Origin of the sequence: Treponema sp. OMZ 799, from assembly GCF_024181365.1 — a bacterium.
Taxonomy (GTDB): Bacteria; Spirochaetota; Spirochaetia; order Treponematales; family Treponemataceae; genus Treponema_B.
In genome coordinates this window covers 2,682,787-2,699,730 of sequence record NZ_CP051301.1, presented here as the reverse complement: position 1 = coordinate 2,699,730, position 16,944 = coordinate 2,682,787, and the positions used below count along the sequence as shown (strand labels likewise).

The following is a 16,944-nucleotide window of genomic DNA, read 5'->3' as shown; positions in this document are numbered from 1 at the left end:
CGCATAATTGACACGCTATCCTAATTTATGCTATAATAGAGCGTTGTTTGCCCCGATGGTGGAATTGGTAGACACGCTAGTTTCAGGTACTAGTGCTTCACGGCATGGGGGTTCAAGTCCCCCTCAGGGCAAAACTTCAAAACCTACAATGACCTTTGCAAGGATGTTTTATGGATGCCGGAGTTTTAACAGACAAAATCATTATAATTCGTTTGCTTTTAAGCTTTTTACTCGGTTGTTGTATAGGTATGGAGCGCTCAGGGAAGAGGCAGGTAGCCGGTTTACGTACTCATATTTTGATCTGTGTAGGTGCCTGCGGTATGATGATAATATCCATCTGGCTTCCTCAAGTCAGCGGTAAGGGCGATACGGCCCGAATAGCAGCGCAAGTTGTTTCTGGCATGGGTTTTTTGGGGGCCGGTGCTATTTTAAAGATAGGAGCCAATGTAAAGGGGCTCACAACAGCGGCTTCAATATGGGTAATTGCAGGTATAGGCTTGGCTATAGGAAGCGGACTATATACGGCCGGAATAGTGATGACGGTTATATCCCTTCTGACCCTCTCGCTGGTGAACAGGCTTGAACTTAAAATTTTCCCTGCAAGGCAAAATAAATTATTGGAAATATATTTTCACGGAAATAAACCTCCCATGACGGAGATAATCAATGTTTTATCGGAATACTCCGCATCCATTGTATCTACAAATGTCCGCTCATCAAAATCGTCTAAAGAACATTCCAAGGTTGTTCTTTTTATAAATGTTCCTAAGAAACTGAATATTTCTAAGATGACCAGAGATTTTCAAGAAATCGAAGAAGTTGATACGATTGTATTGAGAGAAAAAATAACTTAAAAAATTTTTAGGTAAAACACGAGGTATTTGTAATTGAGAGACACAAACAACAGCATAAGTATAAATAATGAATTATCAAAAATGATATTATCTGCTTCAGGATGGAGGAAGGTTTTTGCCGACTCAGGAAAAGAAGAAGATAGAAATCCTGACATAAAATATGCGGACTCAATATTAATATCCCATGCAGCCTTGGCCTTTGCAGAATTTTTAAGGATAAATTTTCCTAAAATAAAGACGATAGTAATTGGCCGGGACAGCCGTCCTACAGGTGCTGCTATTGAAGATGTGTTTATTAAAACTCTTATTTCAACTTCTTATAATTTAAAAGTTGTAGGCTGTACGGCAGCTCCGGAAATCATGGCCTATTCAAGAACCATAGGTGCCGCCTTTGCTTATATTTCTGCAAGCCATAATCCGATAGGACATAACGGTCTTAAATTCGGCTTGGACTCCGGGGGAGTTCTTGACGGAGATCAAGCAAAGACCTTAATCAACATGTTTAAAGAGCGTCTTAAAGCAGATAATGCCGAAGATGAAGCTTTAAAATTCCTGCATGATTATAATTTGAAAAAATTACAAGATATAAGAATGCAGACTGTCTATGTAAAAAAAGAAGCCTTGGAGGCTTATTATAATTATTCCAAGGCGGTAATTACAAATTCGGCTGACCCCAAAATACAAAACAAATTTTTTGATAAGCTAAAAAAAGCGGTTACTGCTTCGAAAAACGAAGGTCATCTTTTTTCTATAGTGGCCGATTTTAACGGAAGTGCAAGAGCTGCATCCATCGACAGACGGTTTTTTAGGGATAACGAAATAGCATTAATCGGTATAAACGAAGAACCCGGAAATATTTTGCACGGCATATTACCTGAGGGTGCTAACCTGGGTTTTTGTGCAAAAAAGATGGAGTATCTTCACTTGGATCCGGATGCAAGTCCATTGGATAAAAACTGTTTTTTGGGTTATATGCCCGACTGCGACGGCGACAGGGGAAATATTATCTATTGGAATGAGGAGCTTAATAAGGCTGTACCTCTTGAAGCACAAGAAGTTTTTACTCTTTCAGTAATTGCGGAGTTGGCTGATTCTTTCTATTCCGGAAGAGGAAATAAAAGGCAGGCAGTTGCCGTAAATGGGCCCACTTCTTTGAGGATTGAAGAAGTTGCTGCCTATTTTGATGCTAAAGTTTTTAGGGCTGAGGTAGGTGAGGCCAATGTTGTTAATCTTGCTGCTGAGCTGCGGGAGAAAAAGTACAATGTCCGAATTTTGGGCGAGGGTTCCAACGGAGGAAACATAACGCACCCTGCAAAGGTAAGGGATCCTATAAACACGATTTTTGCAATTTTAAAGCTGCTTTTAATAAAAACCGAGTTTATGAAAAAGGGCTTATTCCATATTTGGTGTGAGAAGTCAAAACAAATGGATAAATATAAGCCTGATTTTACATTGACGGATATTTTAAAGACCTTGCCTCAATATACAACAACTCCTACAGGAGAAGAGAGGGCTGTTTTAAAAATCCGTACCGAGGATCATGCAATTTTAAAAGACCGATATCAAAAGATATTTGAAGAAGAATGGAATCAAAAGAAGGAAGAGCTTAAAGAAAAATTCGGTATTGTAAGGTACCGCAGTTTTTCAAATAATGGAACAAAACAGACTCAAGACTTAAAGGACTTTTCCGTTTCGGGTAAGGGCGGTCTTAAGATTCAATTTTATAACTCGAAAGATGAGCCCATAGCATTTATATGGATGAGGGGTTCGGGAACGGAACCAATATTCAGAATAATGGCCGATATAAAGGGCTTATCTCTTGAAGATGAAAAATACTTGGTTGAATGGCAGGGCGGAATGGTAAGGCGTGCAGATCTGGGTGCATAGTCTACAAAAAAGTTTTTATGGGAGATTTGATAACATAAAGGCTTGAGATATAAGCCTTAGGAGAATTATTATGGGAATTAGAGGTGAACTTTTTACAACTCAGGTTTCGGCAGAAAACCGGACCTACTTTTTTAATGTTAAAGAAAATACAAAGGGCGACGTTTTTTTACAGGTTGTCGAAAGCAAGGCATCCGAGGGGTTAGGTTTTGACCGGCATGCTGTTGTGGTTTTTGAAGATGAAATGCGCACATTTTTGCAGGGCTTGGATAAGTGCATAGAATTTATCGAAAAAAACAGGAAGGAAAAAGCAAAGGCTAAGGTAAAGCAGCTTAGCGATGCAAAAAAGCCGGCCGAAAAGAAGGATGGGGAAAAATCAAGGGTAAAAAAAGTAATAAAAAAGAAGAGCCGCTGAGGCTGTTAAGTTAACGGAAAGTTTGTCTGTAATTTTGTATTTGAGTTACTTGCACCTTGTTATATCGCCTATTTTGTGATAAAATAAATCTTATATGAAAAATTGGCTGCTTGTACCTGTAGTTTTTATCTCGAATTTTGTTTTAGCTGTTTTAGCCTTTTCTTTATCGGTTGGAATTTGGCAGTCTTTGATGTATGGAGATGTACCGGGCATATTTTTCTCTGCCTTTTTGCATTGCCTTTATCTGATACTTCCCATAGCCTGCATTATTTCGATATTTGCAGTCTATGTTTTTATGATGCGGCATTCAGAAAACTACGGCCTTTCTTTTTTAGCCTTGATTATATCTTTTGCTCTGTTTTTTGCCTTAATTATTCCGCTTGTATACTCTCAGGGAGAAAAAATAAATCAAGCCTTTAATTCAAAAGAAAAGGTATTAATTGATGATAAGCACATGGAAGCCTTTATAGAGCAGCCTGCCTTTGTGCTGGCAGCCGGCAGCATAGTTCGCCCCTTTGTGTATGATATATATGGACAGTATAAAATTTCTTACATATCTTATCTTATTTTTTCAGGTTCGATTTTTTTTCTTATATTTTCTCTTTGGGTATTTACAACAATAACGGAATGGAAGATAGTTAATTTTACCCTCCTTCCTTTTTTACTGATTTTAATCCTATACGCTTACAGTTATATAAGAACTGATTATTTTATCCTGAGCATAGACGATATGCTGCCTTTTGAAATTCCGAAATTTTGGATACAGCCTATTTTGTTTTGTCTTTCAGCCTTAGTGCTTTATACTTATACAACGATATTGCTCCTTGTAAGGCGTGCAAAAAAAATGCCGAAAAAAATAAAAAAGCAAAAGGTAAAGGTACCTAAAGTAAAGAAGCTTAAAGTTAAGGGACCAAAAGCCATTAAGCCTAAGAAAGCAAATAAGATCAAGGAAGAGTTCGAGACCTTCATTCCCGATACCTTAGGAGACTTTAGCGAGGGGGACATTGATGCATAAAATTTCAAGATTTTTTTCTTACCTTTTTGTTCACTTTTTACTTGGTCTGCCGGCTTCCTTTGCTTATGTATTTTTTTTACCGATAAAAGAAACCGTACTTCCGGCGTTTTTATTTTCATGGAAAATTCGTGAATCGATATTATTGTTTATTTTTTATTTTCCTTTTATCTATACATCCGCATTGATCTTTGCTTATCCTATTATTTTTGGAAAATTCGGACCTGCAAAAATGGAAAGACGGTCGCCCAATATGATCCGCTTTCTTCAGCATTTCTTTATTTTTTCTCTTGCAGTTTTATCCTTATACGTTATTTTAGCTGAAGCGGTTAAACCTATCCTGATGGAAAGCCAATCCCGCTCTGTTTCTCAAACTCTCACATACAGAGAATACAATAAGCTGGCAAAAGAAGCTTATACAAGAAACGACTACAATCAAGCGGGAGATCATATCGGGAGAGCTTTAAACATATGGCCTCAGTCGGAAGAGGCAATGAAGCTGAATGAAAAGATTAAGATTGCTAAAGAAAAAAATTCTATTGATACGGCCGGCTCCGTTTTAGGTAAAACTATTCAGACAGAAGATAATATAAACAACATGAGTGCCGAAGCTGCCTTAAAAAGAGCGGAACGTGCTGCTCTTTCATTTGATTTTTATACAGCTCACTATTATGCAAAGCTTGCAGTTCAAGCTTTTCGGGATGAGGATCCTTTAAGAGTTGATGCAGAAAACCTTGCAGTGCGAGCTTGGGCTGAAGTTGAAAAAGGTTTGGCTTCATATAAGGATGCTCCCTCTATTGCCTTATATAAAAGTAAAAAGGCTGCCTATGAAGCTTTACAAAGTGGAGATTATATAAGGGCTTATTATTCATTCTTACAAATTGATTCATCTATGCGCGCTTCGAATTCTGACCAAAAAGATCCTGAGGTCGAACGTTTTTTAAGTCTATCCCGGCTTGAACTTGAAAAAAACGTCTTTTTTACCGATGAACTTAAAAATATTCCTAACTTTATAATGCGGGGCGATATACGTTTTACGCTTGCAGAGCAAACCTATGAATATTCCGAGATAAAAATACACGGCATCTCCCATGGAAGCTCAACTTTGCGTAATGAAATATATCTTATGAATGTTGTATATACACGCTTAGGAGTCTCCAATGCCGAAAAATGGTCTATAATGATTCCTTATGCAAAACTTGTAGAAGTTGTAGACAATGAAGGAAAAAACAGGTTAATGCTTCAGATTTGTTCGGTTGACAGATATTCTGAAGAAAAAAATGTTTACCCCAAGGTTTTGGCCGGAGAACTTCCAAGAGAAAATCTTCATAACATTTTACTTCCAATGACCATGCCCGATTTTATTTTAATTGAAAAATCTGTAAGCGGACCATCGACTATGAAGATATCCGATTTGTACTATTTTAGCTTGATATCGGAGAAATATGGTCTAAAAAAAGAAGCCTATTTGAGCGAGGTTTTATACCGCTTGATTGAGCCTCTTTTATTATTGATTGTCTCTTTGCTTGTTCTTATATTGGCTTGGCGCTTTAGAGTATTGCCGGGTAGAAGATTAAATAAAAGGCTTTTTTTGTTTTCGCCTCTTTGTCCGTTTTTGTCTTATATTATAATGGAGACTTTCAGATATATTTTTAAACTGCAAATTGCGTTTTTTGTTTGTTTAACGCCGCGGTATGTATCTCTCATAGTTTTCAGTTTGCCTGTCATAAGCCTTATTTTTCTGATTATTACACTTCTTTATCAGCGTTCGGAATAAAGGGCCTTACAATTCTTTGAAAACTGTGATAGAATACTAAATAGCACTGATTTTTATGGAGGCCTTGATATGTCTTTATTGTTTTCTAGTTTTAAAATTAAAAATATCGAGCTTAACACAAAATTGGTAATGCCTCCTATGGCTTCCGAAAAGGCTGATGAAGGCGGAATTGTAAGCCGAACCCTTTGCGATTATTACGATGAAAAAACCGGAGGGGCTTATATAGGTCTTGTTATAACTGAACACTCTTATGTAAGTCCTGAAGGTAAGGCCAGTCCGGGACAGCTTTCTATTTCGGATGATTCTACAATTGAAGGTTTTAAAGAGCTTGTTTCCGTTTTGCACAAAAATGGAGCAAAAGTGATAGCTCAGATTTCTCATGCAGGTGCTGCTGCAAAACCTAAAATAACAGGATACGATGTTTTAAGTTCAAGTTCTATTAAGATTCCGCGTAAAACATCTGATTATGAGCTGCCTCGTGCTATGACCCAGAAAGATATAGATAAGGTTATAAACGATTTTGCTCAGGCTGCAAGGCGTGCAAAAGAAGCAGATTTTGACGGTGTCGAAATACATTCGGCTCACGGCTATTTGCTAAACCAGTTTTTTTCTCCTATTATGAATAAACGGACAGATAAATATAACGGCTCTTCCATTGAAGGAAGAACAAGACTTCATATAGAAATAATAGAATCAATCCGCAAGATAACAGACCCTGATTTTTTAATTGCAGTCCGTTTAGGGGCTTGCGACTATATTTCGGGAGGCAGTTCCCTTGAAGATTCCGTTAAGGCCTGTCTTCTTTTTAAGGAAGCCGGAGTCGATTTACTCGATATTTCGGGAGGCTTTTGCGGCTACACAAATCCTGAGCTTGAAGAAGAAGGCTGGTTCAGCCGTATAACTCAGGCCGTAAAAGAAAGGGTTCAAGTGCCTGTAATTCTTACAGGCGGAATCGTAAGCCCCGAAGCTGCCGAAAATATTTTGGCTGAAGGAAAAGCCGATCTAATCGGGGTAGGCCGGGCTCTTCTAAATGACTCCGATTGGCCTAAAAAGGCAATGAAAAAACTGGAAGGCTAAATAAACTATTCATCATTGACAGGCGCATATACTCATAGTATAATTTTATTGGAGTATGCGTGATAGAATTTTTGCGGTAGTTATATTTTTGATTACCATTTTTTTGCTTATCTTTATGCCTCAAATTCGGACCGGTTTAGGGCAAAGGCCTATGTTTACTCAAGAATTTGCTTTGGGTGTGGTTCAAGATGTCCTAGAAGAAGATCTTACTGAGGATCCTATAGTTGCCGGACGTTATCGCGGAATACAAAAAATTTCAGTAAAAATTCTGGACGGCAGTAAAAAAAATAAGGTTTATGAGACTTACAATACTTTAAGTGCTCTGCATAATACAAGGGCCTATAAGGATCTAAAGGCTGTATTCACAATCAGGACTCAAGACGAAAAAGAAAGCATTTGGTTGTACAATCAAAAACGGGATACTCATATTTATATCTTAGCCTTGGGGTTTTCTTTTTCCCTAATCTTCCTTGGGAAGCGTCAAGGTCTTAAGTCCTTATTGGGTTTGGTCTTTACCTGCACCGTTATTGTGAGCCTTTTAGTTCCTGCTTTATTTGCAGGCTTTGCTTCTATTCCTATTTCCATTTTACTTGTTTCAGTAGTAACCTTCGTAAGTTTTATTTTGGTAAGCGGTTTTTCCCGCAAGACCTATGCGGCAATACTCGGAACCATTTGCGGAATAAGCATAGCAGGGCTTATTTCGATAATAGTTTCGTATACGGCAAATCTTTCCGGTGTGAATATGGAAGGCGGAGAACAGCTTTTGAATATTGCTCCTGACTATAATCTGAAATTAAACGGTCTTCTTTTTATTTCTATTTTGATAGCCTCTCTTGGGGCCGTAATGGATGTAAGCATGTCCGTCTCTTCTTCAATGCACGAAATATTGACAATAGATCCTTCAATCGAAAAAAAGAAATTATTTAAATCCGGCTTAAATGTAGGTAAAGATATAACCGGAACTATGAGTAATACTCTTATCTTGGCCTTTGCAGGGACATCCTTACCTCTGATAATGATGATATGGGGATATGGTATGAGCTTAAGGCAATTTATAAATATCCCCAAAATTGTAATACATATTGTACAAGGGCTTGCAGGCAGCATGGGTATAATCACTTCCGTTCCTTGTACGGCATTTTTTGCGGCAATGCTTCCACGTAAATAAGAAGCGGGATATGATAAACATTCCGGCTTAAAAAGCAAGTTTCTATGTTTATCATAATTGTATGTAGTTTTGCAAAAGCAAAACTTCTCGAAAAAAAAATTTTATAGTAGGAGGAATGCTATGAAAAAAAGGTTGATGTGTGTTTTAATTTCCATCTTTGTCATTTTTTCTTTTACTTCGTGTTTGGAGACCCGTGTAAAAGATAGCAGTGTAAGATCAAAGAGGGAAATGCTTGCAACAGGCAAGCAGTCGGATGAGGTTAAGTTAACTCATGCGGTAATTAGGAAGGGTGAAGCGGGAAAGGAAAATGTAACCCTCACCTTCGGTGTAACCGGAGATGTTCACGGCAGGCTTTATCCGTTTGAGTATGCTGTTTGTGAAGAGGTGCCGGGTGCCGGTTTTTCTAAAACATTTACCTTAGTCCAAGAGCTAAGAAAGGAAAATCCAAACACTGTTCTCATTGATGTAGGCGATACCGTTCAGGATAATAATGCCGAACTTTTTAATGACTTGGAAACTCACCCGATGGTTCAGGCAATGAACTACATGAACTATGACATTTGGGTTTTGGGTAACCACGAATTCAATTTTGAAAAGGAATTTCTTGCACGGAATATCCGTAATTTTAATGGGGCAGTCTTAAGTGCAAATATCAGGAATGAAAAGGATAAGAGCTTTTTTGTCCTGCCCTATCAATTATTGGAAATTGAAGGAGTAAGGGTTGCTGTTGTGGGACTCATTCCGCCCCATATTCCGATGTGGGAGTCTTCTTCACCTTCTCACTTTAAGGGCTTAAGCTTTGAAGAACCCTTGGATGCTGCGCGCCGCACTGTTGATTCTTTAAAGGGGCAGTATGATGTCTTGGTAGGAGCCTTCCACCTAGGCCGAAATGCCGAATACGGTTCTAACGGAGGCGTTATTGAAATTGCAAAGCAAATCCCGGAATTCGATATAATTTTCGGAGGGCATGAGCACGCTAAATATGCAAGTATAGTGGATGGTATGAACGGGGATAAGACCTGGATAATAGAACCCGGTGCCTACGGATGGGCCTTGGCTGTAGGAGAAGTAAAGGTCAAAAAAGAAAAGGATAAGTGGACGGTTGTTTCTGTAAAGGCTGAGAATAGGGAAACAAAAAAAGTTCCATCTAATAAGCAGATGGAAGAAGAATTCAAATTTGTTCATCAAACTTCTTTAAGTGATGCAAATACGGTAATAGGTAATATAACCGAGGACTTTATAAAGCGCGTCGATTATATTACCGGTGATGATAAGGTTACTACCATGCCGACCATCCAGTTGGAGGATACTGCCTTAATAGATCTTATAAATACCGTTCAGCTGTATTATACGAAGGCTGATGTTTCTTCTGCCGCGGCCTTCAGGTCTGAGATGAATTTGAAATCAGGTCTTTTTAAGAAAAAAGATGTAGCCTTCATTTATAAGTATGCAAACACCTTGATGGGGGTAAATATAAGCGGTGAAAATCTTTTAAAATACATGGAGTGGTCTGCTTCTTATTATAATACTACCAAAAAAGGTGATGTGACAATTTCATTTAATCCCAATATCAGAGGCTACAATTACGATATGTTTGAAGGTATAACCTACGATATCGATATTTCTCAAGCACCTGAAAAAAGGATTAAAAATGCAAGGATAAAAGGAAAGCCCATCGATCCGAAAAAGACCTATAAATTGGCTGTAAATAACTACCGTTTCGGCACTTTGACAAAACTTGGCCTTATAAGCGATAAAGATGTTTACTATGATTCTTATATGGAGATGCAAGATGCAGGGCGTATAAGAGACTTGATAGTAAAATATGTTAAGGATGTGTCAAAGGGTGTTATTAAACCTGTGACAAACAATAACTGGAAGATTATAGGTTTTGATTCCAATGTCAAGGGCAGAGAAGAAATCTTAAATAAGATTAGAGCAGGTGAGATAAAGATTCCCAAATCGGAGGATGGAAGAACACCGAATGTAAAATCTATAAATATCTATGAACTAAATTAAACTACCTTGCTTAAAGCTCCGGTTGTCTTATGAGGGCCGGAGCTTTTTGGTTGACTTAAAACGCTTAAGACTTCTTGCTTTTTGCCTAAAAATTCTATATAATAAACAAATCTTTTAGCAGTTCTTAATTTTGAACTGTATTTGATCAAGAAAAATTAAAACTTTTTTATATTTTTTTTAAAAGGGAGAAAAAATCTTTTTTATTTATACAATATTAGTAGAATGAGAAAATTTTTTATAGGAGATTCGATAAACAGTTCGGCAGAAATTCAGCCTCACTGTTTATCTTCGAGTTTTGTGCTTTGCACAAAACATCGCATTATTGTATGTAGTTTTGCAAAAGCAAAACTACTTGAAAAACTTTTTTCGCAAATTGATATTTGCTTCAAAAATTTTTTATAGGAGAACATTGTGGCAAAAGTAAAGACTGAAACACCGGCGGTTACAAGTCCGGACGATAAGTTAAAGGCTCTGGAGGCAGCCCGTCTTCAAATTGAAAAACAATTCGGGCAGGGTTCCTTGATGAAGTTAGGAAATAATTCCGCTATCGGAAACATAGAGATAATTCCTTCGGGAAGCATTCTTTTGGATGAGGCTCTCGGTATCGGCGGGTATCCGCGAGGCAGAATTATCGAAATATTCGGCCCCGAATCTTCGGGTAAGACTACCATAGCTCTTCATGCCGTCGCCGAAGCCCAAAAGCAGGGAGGCATAGCTGCTTTTATCGATGCCGAGCATGCCCTCGATCCCCAATATGCTAAGGCCTTGGGTGTAAACATTGATGAGCTTTGGGTATCTCAGCCTGATACGGGAGAGCAAGCCCTCGAAATAGCCGAAAGCCTTGTCCGCTCAGGTGCCGTCGATATAATAGTAATTGACTCTGTAGCGGCCCTAACTCCTCAGGCAGAAATCGCCGGAGAAATGGGAGACTCTCACATGGGCTTACAAGCCCGATTGATGAGTCAGGCCTTGCGAAAGCTCACCGCCATTATCGGCAAGTCCAACTGTATGATAATCTTTATCAACCAAATCCGAATGAAGATAGGCGTTATGTTCGGAAGCCCCGAAACCACTACCGGCGGAAATGCCCTTAAATTTTACGCCTCCGTCCGATTGGATGTACGCAAGATTGAAACTCTCAGTAAGGGAGAAGATGAAGCATGGGGAAATAAGATCCGCGTAAAGGTTGTAAAAAACAAGGTCGCTCCTCCTTTTAGAAAGGTCGAAATGGAAATCCTTTTCGGGAAGGGGGTTTGTCCCTATGGAAGCCTTTTAGATTCTGCCGTAAAACAAGAGATAATCGGAAAGAGCGGCTCATGGTATTCTTACGGAGACGATAAAATCGGACAGGGAAGACCCAATGCCGTTAAATTCTTGGAAGATAATATAGAAATAACTCAAAAAATCGAAAAAGAATTGAGAGAAAAGCTCTTCCCGGGCAGGCCCTTTGTTTCAAGCTTTGTAGAAAAAACTAAGGAGCAAAAGGAAGCTCAAGAAAAGGCTGTCGAAGCTCTTAAAAAAGAAGATAGTTCAAAAGAAGCTTCTCCGAAAGGCAATAAAGAAGAAGATGATGATTTTGAAGAAAAACCGGCTGCTTCAAAGACAAAGAAAGCCGAAGTAGTTGGTGTTCCTGCAGACGACAGTCTTTTTTAAGTTTTTTTTTAAAATGCCGAACAATAAAAGAGGAGCGGCATTATGAGTACACAAGCTTTAAGTCAGATTGATACACATGAAACAACCTATTCCAATACGGAATTTAAGGTGCATAATTTTGAAGGCCCCTTAGACCTTCTGCTTTTTTTGATAAACAAAAACGAGGTAAATATCTACGATATTCCGATTGCAGAAATAACCGAGCAATATCTGGAATATCTGGATTATGCAATTGAACCCGATTTGGATAACCTTGTCGATTTTTATTCGATGGCCGCAAATTTAATTTATATAAAAAGCAGAATGCTTTTGCCGGTTGAGGTTTCGGTTGATGATGAAGACATTGAAGACCCGCGTTCAGAGCTGGTCGATAAGCTCATCGAGTATCAAAAATATAAAAAGCTTTCCGAACTTATGGAAGAAAAAGAAAGCGAAGCGGAATGGTTTTTTGAAAGAAAAAAAATTCAGCACGCCCTTCCTTTTGGAGAAGAAGAACTTTGGGAGCGGGTCGATACTTGGGATCTTTTAAAAACCTTTTCACAACTTATGTCGAACTATAATGCCGAACACATCCTAGACCTTTACGAAGAAGTTTCGGTAAACGAAAAGATTACCCTCATGAACGAACTTTTGGATCAAAAGGGTGAGTGTATGTTTACCGATTTGATTGTGCGTAAGGGCAATTTAATGGATGTGGTCTGTGCTTTTATGGCAATTTTAGAAGCCGTAAAATTTAAGATGGCGAGTATCTGGCAAAACAGAATGTTCGGCGATATAAAAATACGCCCGTGGGAGCAGGATAATGGTTCAGAATTATAATTTGGAAAAGGAAATCTCATTGGTTGAGGCCATCCTCTATTTGGAAGGCGACCCCTTAACCGATGAGGCTCTTTGTAAAATATCAGGTCTCTCGCCCGAAATCGTAAACGATGCAATCAAGGCCCTGCAGGAAGCCTATGCTGCGCCTCAAAGCGGAATCGAGCTTGCTAAGATGATGGGCGGCTGGGTGATAATGCCCAAAAAAGAATTGTGGGAGCACCTAAAAGACCGCTACGGTAAAAAAAATGAGGGCCGCCTTTCCCGTGCCGCCATGGAAACCCTTTCGATAATTGCTTATTCCCAGCCGGTAACCAGGGCCGAAATTGAAGCTATCCGCGGTGTTTCCGCCGATAATATGATCCGCCTCCTTGCCGAAAAGGACCTTATAAAAGAGGTCGGCAAAAAGGATGTTCCCGGCAAGCCCTCAATGTTCGGCACCACAAAGGAGTTCTTAAAAGTTTTTAGGCTTAACAGCATTGCTGATCTTCCGAAGCTGGATGAAACCGAAAGAGAAAGATTCGAGCTTGCCCGATAAGGTGTTTTAATTTTTATGGAAGAAATAAGACTTCAAGTTTATTTAGCCCGCTGCGGAGTCGCTTCGCGCCGAGCCTCGGAAAACCTCATCCTAAACGGAAGGGTAAGTGTTGACGGCAAGATTGTAACGGAGCTCGGCACAAAGGTTTCCGGTACGGAAAAAATCTGCTTTGACGGAAAACAAATTTTCCCCGAGGCCGAAAAAAGATATATTCTATTGAACAAGCCTGAAGGCTATGTTTGTTCCCTTGCCGATGAGAAGGATAGACTCATCGCTGCCTCCCTCTTAAAAGATATCTACACCGAAAGGCTTTACAATATCGGCCGCTTGGATATGCTTTCGGGCGGGGCAATCATCTTTACAAACGACGGAGATTTTTCTGCAAGGGTTGAGCACCCTTCTTCCGAAATCGAAAAAGAATATGAGGTCTTAACAGTTTTTGAATACCCCGACGAGGTTCTCCAAAAATTTTTAAGGGGTGTGCGCATTGAAGGCGTTTTTTATAAGGCCCTCTCGGCTGAGCGCCTAGCCAAAAACAAGATGCGCATAGTTTTGATTGAAGGCAAAAACCGCGAAATCCGCCGCGTCTTAAAATTTTTTAATATCAAAATAAAAAAACTTACACGCGTCAGAATAGGCTGCGTGTACCTATCAGACCTTCCCCCCGGCAAACACCGCCCTCTAACTCCCGAAGAAATTAAAGGACTATTGGGTTAAGTGTGCTTTTAATTTTTACGGACAATAAAATCCCAAGAGGCTTTAATTTTTTATTCAAATATAGTATAATTAAATAGTATGGAGGTGAGAGATGGCTACATCAAGTTTGGCAAAATCTTTTGTTATAAAAACAAAAAAAGAAGCCGGTAATTTTGTAAAATTATTTTCAGAACAAGAGAACCAAAGGCCGTTAAAAGATATCAATATTGTAACACTTTCTCAAGAACGCCTAATAGAACTGATAAATGCAAAAAGAAAATAGTTTTGAAATTATTAGATTATTTGATCTATTAGCAACAGAAGGAGGGGAGATTTTTTTTAAATCTATGTCGGATGTGTTTTCTTCAACAAATAAAGATGTTGAAGAATTCTTGAAAGAAAAAGCAGTCCAATCAACAAAACTTAATACCTCATCTACCTATCTTGTGGTTTCTTCAAAAAAAGGATGCGACATTTTAGGATATTTTACATTAGCTACAAAGATGTTAACTTTGAAAAAAGAGGTTCTATCAAAGTCAGAAATAAAAATTATTAGCCGTTTTGGATATTATGATAAAGATTCTAATTCTTATAAAATACCTGCGATTCTTATTGCTCAGTTTAGTAAAAATTTCAATAAAAAATCAAAATCAATTAATGGTTCTGATTTAATGGATATTGTTTTAAAGCAAGTAAAAAATATTTTAAATTTGACCAGCGGAAAAATTGTTTTTATTGAATGCGAAAAAATAGAAAAGGCAATAAATTTTTATATAAAAAGCGGATTTCAAATTTTAGATACTGAAATTATAACAAAAAATAAAAAAGACCTTGTACAGCTTTATCGTGTTTTATAACCAAAATTACCCAAAAATCAACTTGACACCTCAAACTATACCATGTTAAAATGTAGGTATGCACGATATAAAATTAAAATCAATCACTAAAAGCTATTCTATCGGAGATGAAAAACAAATTGTTTTGGATGACCTTTCTCATAATTTTGCTTCGGGAAAAATAAGTTTTATTTTGGGGCCCTCAGGCTGCGGAAAATCGAGTCTTTTAAATATAATTGCAGGCATAGACAAAAACTATTCCGGTGAGGTTTTGTATAAGGGTGAAACTATTCAAGACTACGATAAATTTAGGCGGGAAAATATCAGCTTTATTTTTCAAGACAGTAATTTAATTCCGCATCAAAATTTATTAAAAAATATCGTAATTGCTCTCCATAACGGTATAGAAAATAAAGAAGAGCTTGCAATTAGCTTACTTAAAAAAGTCGGCCTATCCGAACATATTTATAAAAAACCTTCTATGCTTTCTACGGGCGAAAGACAGCGGGCGAGTATTGCAAGAGCTTTGGCAAGAAATACCGATATCCTGCTTTGTGATGAGCCTACAGGAAGTTTGGACGAAACAACAAAGATTGAAATCTGCGATTTAATTTTAGAAGTTTTTAAGGGCAAAACAATTATCTTTGTAAGCCATGATGAAGAATTGGCAAGGATATACGCCGATGAAATTTTAACTATCGATAATAAAAAACTAAAATCTATAAAAGAAAAAACTCAATCTGAATCCGATTCACAAATTGAACACAGAGCGGAAAGTAAAATTAAGCCGGAAGATTCAAGTTTTAAAAACAGGTTTTATATAAATATTCTATCCGAAAAATTAAAGCTTTTTAATTCGCTACAACTTTTAGTTATTATTTTAGGAATATTTATATTTTCGATCGGCTCATTTAAGGCTGTAAGTTATGGAATAGATCAATATCTTTACGGTAAGTACAAGGCCGATAAAATTACTTTAAGCAGTGCTGGTATGAGTTTAAACGCCTTGCTTCAAAACATTGAAGACTATAACGGAAAATTTAAAGAAAAAATTTACGGTTTAACTCTAGGCTTGCCTTCAAGTATAAGGGTCGAAAAAGAAAAATTACCCGTTTTTATAAATATGATGCAGGAAAAAAATAAGGCGAGCTTTTCGGAAGATATAATTGCAGGACGCTTTCCTGAAAATCCTAAAGAGATTTTATTCAGCAAATATTATGCACTTAAACTGCTTTATACTTTTGATAATCTTATTGATATTAAAAATATTTCCGCCGGCGATTTATTTAACCGCTTAAAAGAACTTCCTATTTCGTATAAAACCGTTTGCAAATTTGCAGGGAAGATTCCAAAGGACTCCGACTTTTACGATGAAGATTTAAAGATTGTAGGTATAATCGATGACTTAAGATACATCTCTGATTTTGATGAAGGTCTTTTTTTTGAAATGAAAAAATTTAATGAAGATATGGATGTGTCCGGTTTTGTCGCCTTTATGCGTAATATCGGAATTAATTTAAATTATCCTTTTTATTTAGGGGAAGAAGGAATCTCCGATTCGATCTATGTAAATGAAAATATTTATTTTTTGGAAGAAGAATTTACTAAATATCTAAGTAAGATTTATCTTTCTGAAGCTGCTTATAAATTTACATATTTCGATATATTTATAGATGAAAATTTAGATACCAGAAAAAAGGTGCACACTAATTACCTTTTGTTTAAGTCCATTTTTAAGGGAAGCGATAATATTTCGCTGGAAAGAAAATCATATCTTGATGATATTTACGGTTATAAATTAAGTATAATCTTTACATTAATTATTCTCGGTGTTATTGCCGTGCTTTCGGCATATAACGGCTTAAAAAATTTAATTACGGCTAAACGTAAGGATATCGGCATTTACCGCTCATTGGGTTATACAACAAAGGAATTAAAAAAGATGTTTATCAAAGAAGGATTAATTATTTCTTTTTTTGTCTGCCTTGCATCGGTTTTCTTTTTTATGATAATCAGCTTATTTTTGGGCGAGTATTTTATTAACTTATTGGATTGCAGCAGAATAGTAAATTTAAAGAGCCTTTTTAACTTTGATGTTTTTTCGCTCTCTGCGGCTTTTCTTATAATCATTTTGATAATTATAATTTCGATAAGCTCTGAGCTTAAAAAAACTAATATCGATGAACTTATAAGGTAAAG

General features: G+C 37.4%; 15 protein-coding genes and 1 tRNA gene. All 16 read left to right on the top strand.

The window, feature by feature from the left end; all coding sequences use genetic code 11:
* Window positions 1-49 precede the first annotated feature (49 nt).
* Window positions 50-131, top strand: a tRNA-Leu gene (locus tag E4O04_RS12450).
* A 39-nt stretch (window positions 132-170) separates the two neighbouring features.
* Window positions 171-854 carry an MgtC/SapB family protein gene (locus E4O04_RS12445; protein ID WP_253686926.1) on the top strand — a complete coding sequence of 228 codons (684 nt, stop codon included), beginning with the start codon at window positions 171-173 and terminating at the stop codon, window positions 852-854.
* Window positions 855-887: 33 nt separating this feature from the next.
* Window positions 888-2,741 (top strand): phosphoglucomutase, encoded by a 1,854-nt coding sequence (locus E4O04_RS12440; RefSeq protein ID WP_253686927.1) that lies wholly within the window; start codon window positions 888-890, stop codon window positions 2,739-2,741.
* A gap of 70 nt (window positions 2,742-2,811) precedes the next feature.
* Window positions 2,812-3,153: a PUR family DNA/RNA-binding protein gene (locus tag E4O04_RS12435; protein WP_253708363.1), complete on the top strand. Its 342-nt coding sequence runs from the start codon at window positions 2,812-2,814 to the stop codon at window positions 3,151-3,153.
* A gap of 94 nt (window positions 3,154-3,247) precedes the next feature.
* Window positions 3,248-4,168, top strand: coding sequence for a hypothetical protein (locus E4O04_RS12430; RefSeq protein ID WP_253708362.1), 921 nt, complete (start codon window positions 3,248-3,250; stop codon window positions 4,166-4,168).
* Window positions 4,161-5,942: a hypothetical protein gene (locus E4O04_RS12425; RefSeq protein WP_253708361.1), complete on the top strand. Its 1,782-nt coding sequence runs from the start codon at window positions 4,161-4,163 to the stop codon at window positions 5,940-5,942. Before E4O04_RS12430 ends, E4O04_RS12425 begins: the two co-directional genes overlap by 8 nt.
* Before the next feature lie 69 nt (window positions 5,943-6,011).
* The gene (locus tag E4O04_RS12420) at window positions 6,012-7,019 is read left to right on the top strand and encodes an NADH:flavin oxidoreductase (RefSeq protein WP_253708359.1); all 1,008 of its coding nucleotides are present in this window, start codon (window positions 6,012-6,014) and stop codon (window positions 7,017-7,019) included.
* Between the two features lie 55 nt (window positions 7,020-7,074).
* Window positions 7,075-8,187, top strand: a complete 1,113-nt coding sequence (locus E4O04_RS12415) for a YibE/F family protein (protein WP_253708357.1) — start codon at window positions 7,075-7,077, stop codon at window positions 8,185-8,187.
* A 120-nt stretch (window positions 8,188-8,307) separates the two neighbouring features.
* Window positions 8,308-10,206, top strand: coding sequence for a bifunctional metallophosphatase/5'-nucleotidase (locus E4O04_RS12410; RefSeq protein WP_253708354.1), 1,899 nt, complete (start codon window positions 8,308-8,310; stop codon window positions 10,204-10,206).
* 411 nt (window positions 10,207-10,617) lie between these two features.
* Window positions 10,618-11,859 carry a recombinase RecA gene (gene recA / locus E4O04_RS12405; RefSeq protein WP_253686935.1) on the top strand — a complete coding sequence of 414 codons (1,242 nt, stop codon included), beginning with the start codon at window positions 10,618-10,620 and terminating at the stop codon, window positions 11,857-11,859.
* Between the two features lie 42 nt (window positions 11,860-11,901).
* Entirely contained in the window at window positions 11,902-12,678 is a 777-nt protein-coding gene (locus E4O04_RS12400; protein WP_253686936.1) for a segregation and condensation protein A, read from the top strand.
* The gene (gene scpB, locus E4O04_RS12395; protein ID WP_253686937.1) at window positions 12,662-13,213 is read left to right on the top strand and encodes an SMC-Scp complex subunit ScpB; all 552 of its coding nucleotides are present in this window, start codon (window positions 12,662-12,664) and stop codon (window positions 13,211-13,213) included. The genes E4O04_RS12400 and scpB overlap by 17 nt, the downstream gene beginning before the upstream one ends.
* Before the next feature lie 15 nt (window positions 13,214-13,228).
* Complete coding sequence (locus tag E4O04_RS12390) at window positions 13,229-13,930, top strand: pseudouridine synthase (protein WP_253708351.1); 702 nt, start codon at window positions 13,229-13,231, stop codon at window positions 13,928-13,930.
* 91 nt (window positions 13,931-14,021) lie between these two features.
* On the top strand, window positions 14,022-14,192 hold the full coding sequence (locus tag E4O04_RS12385; RefSeq protein ID WP_253686939.1) for a hypothetical protein: 171 nt from the start codon (window positions 14,022-14,024) through the stop codon (window positions 14,190-14,192).
* Entirely contained in the window at window positions 14,176-14,766 is a 591-nt protein-coding gene (locus tag E4O04_RS12380; protein WP_253686940.1) for a hypothetical protein, read from the top strand. Before E4O04_RS12385 ends, E4O04_RS12380 begins: the two co-directional genes overlap by 17 nt.
* Before the next feature lie 58 nt (window positions 14,767-14,824).
* Window positions 14,825-16,942, top strand: a complete 2,118-nt coding sequence (locus tag E4O04_RS12375; RefSeq protein WP_253708349.1) for an ATP-binding cassette domain-containing protein — start codon at window positions 14,825-14,827, stop codon at window positions 16,940-16,942.
* The last annotated feature ends 2 nt before the right edge of the window (window positions 16,943-16,944 follow it).

Excerpts from the sequence above, each read along its gene's own strand:
- E4O04_RS12445 (WP_253686926.1), top strand. The coding sequence starts at position 171 with ATGGATGCCGGAGTTTTAACAGACAAAATCATTATAATTCGTTTGCTT.
- E4O04_RS12435 (WP_253708363.1), top strand. The coding sequence starts at position 2,812 with ATGGGAATTAGAGGTGAACTTTTTACAACTCAGGTTTCGGCAGAAAAC.
- E4O04_RS12430 (WP_253708362.1), top strand. The coding sequence starts at position 3,248 with ATGAAAAATTGGCTGCTTGTACCTGTAGTTTTTATCTCGAATTTTGTT.
- E4O04_RS12425 (WP_253708361.1), top strand. The coding sequence starts at position 4,161 with ATGCATAAAATTTCAAGATTTTTTTCTTACCTTTTTGTTCACTTTTTA.
- E4O04_RS12420 (WP_253708359.1), top strand. The coding sequence starts at position 6,012 with ATGTCTTTATTGTTTTCTAGTTTTAAAATTAAAAATATCGAGCTTAAC.
- E4O04_RS12415 (WP_253708357.1), top strand. The coding sequence starts at position 7,075 with ATGCGTGATAGAATTTTTGCGGTAGTTATATTTTTGATTACCATTTTT.
- E4O04_RS12410 (WP_253708354.1), top strand. The coding sequence starts at position 8,308 with ATGAAAAAAAGGTTGATGTGTGTTTTAATTTCCATCTTTGTCATTTTT.
- E4O04_RS12400 (WP_253686936.1), top strand. The coding sequence starts at position 11,902 with ATGAGTACACAAGCTTTAAGTCAGATTGATACACATGAAACAACCTAT.
- scpB (WP_253686937.1), top strand. The coding sequence starts at position 12,662 with ATGGTTCAGAATTATAATTTGGAAAAGGAAATCTCATTGGTTGAGGCC.
- E4O04_RS12390 (WP_253708351.1), top strand. The coding sequence starts at position 13,229 with ATGGAAGAAATAAGACTTCAAGTTTATTTAGCCCGCTGCGGAGTCGCT.
- E4O04_RS12385 (WP_253686939.1), top strand. The coding sequence starts at position 14,022 with ATGGCTACATCAAGTTTGGCAAAATCTTTTGTTATAAAAACAAAAAAA.
- E4O04_RS12380 (WP_253686940.1), top strand. The coding sequence starts at position 14,176 with ATGCAAAAAGAAAATAGTTTTGAAATTATTAGATTATTTGATCTATTA.
- E4O04_RS12375 (WP_253708349.1), top strand. The coding sequence starts at position 14,825 with ATGCACGATATAAAATTAAAATCAATCACTAAAAGCTATTCTATCGGA.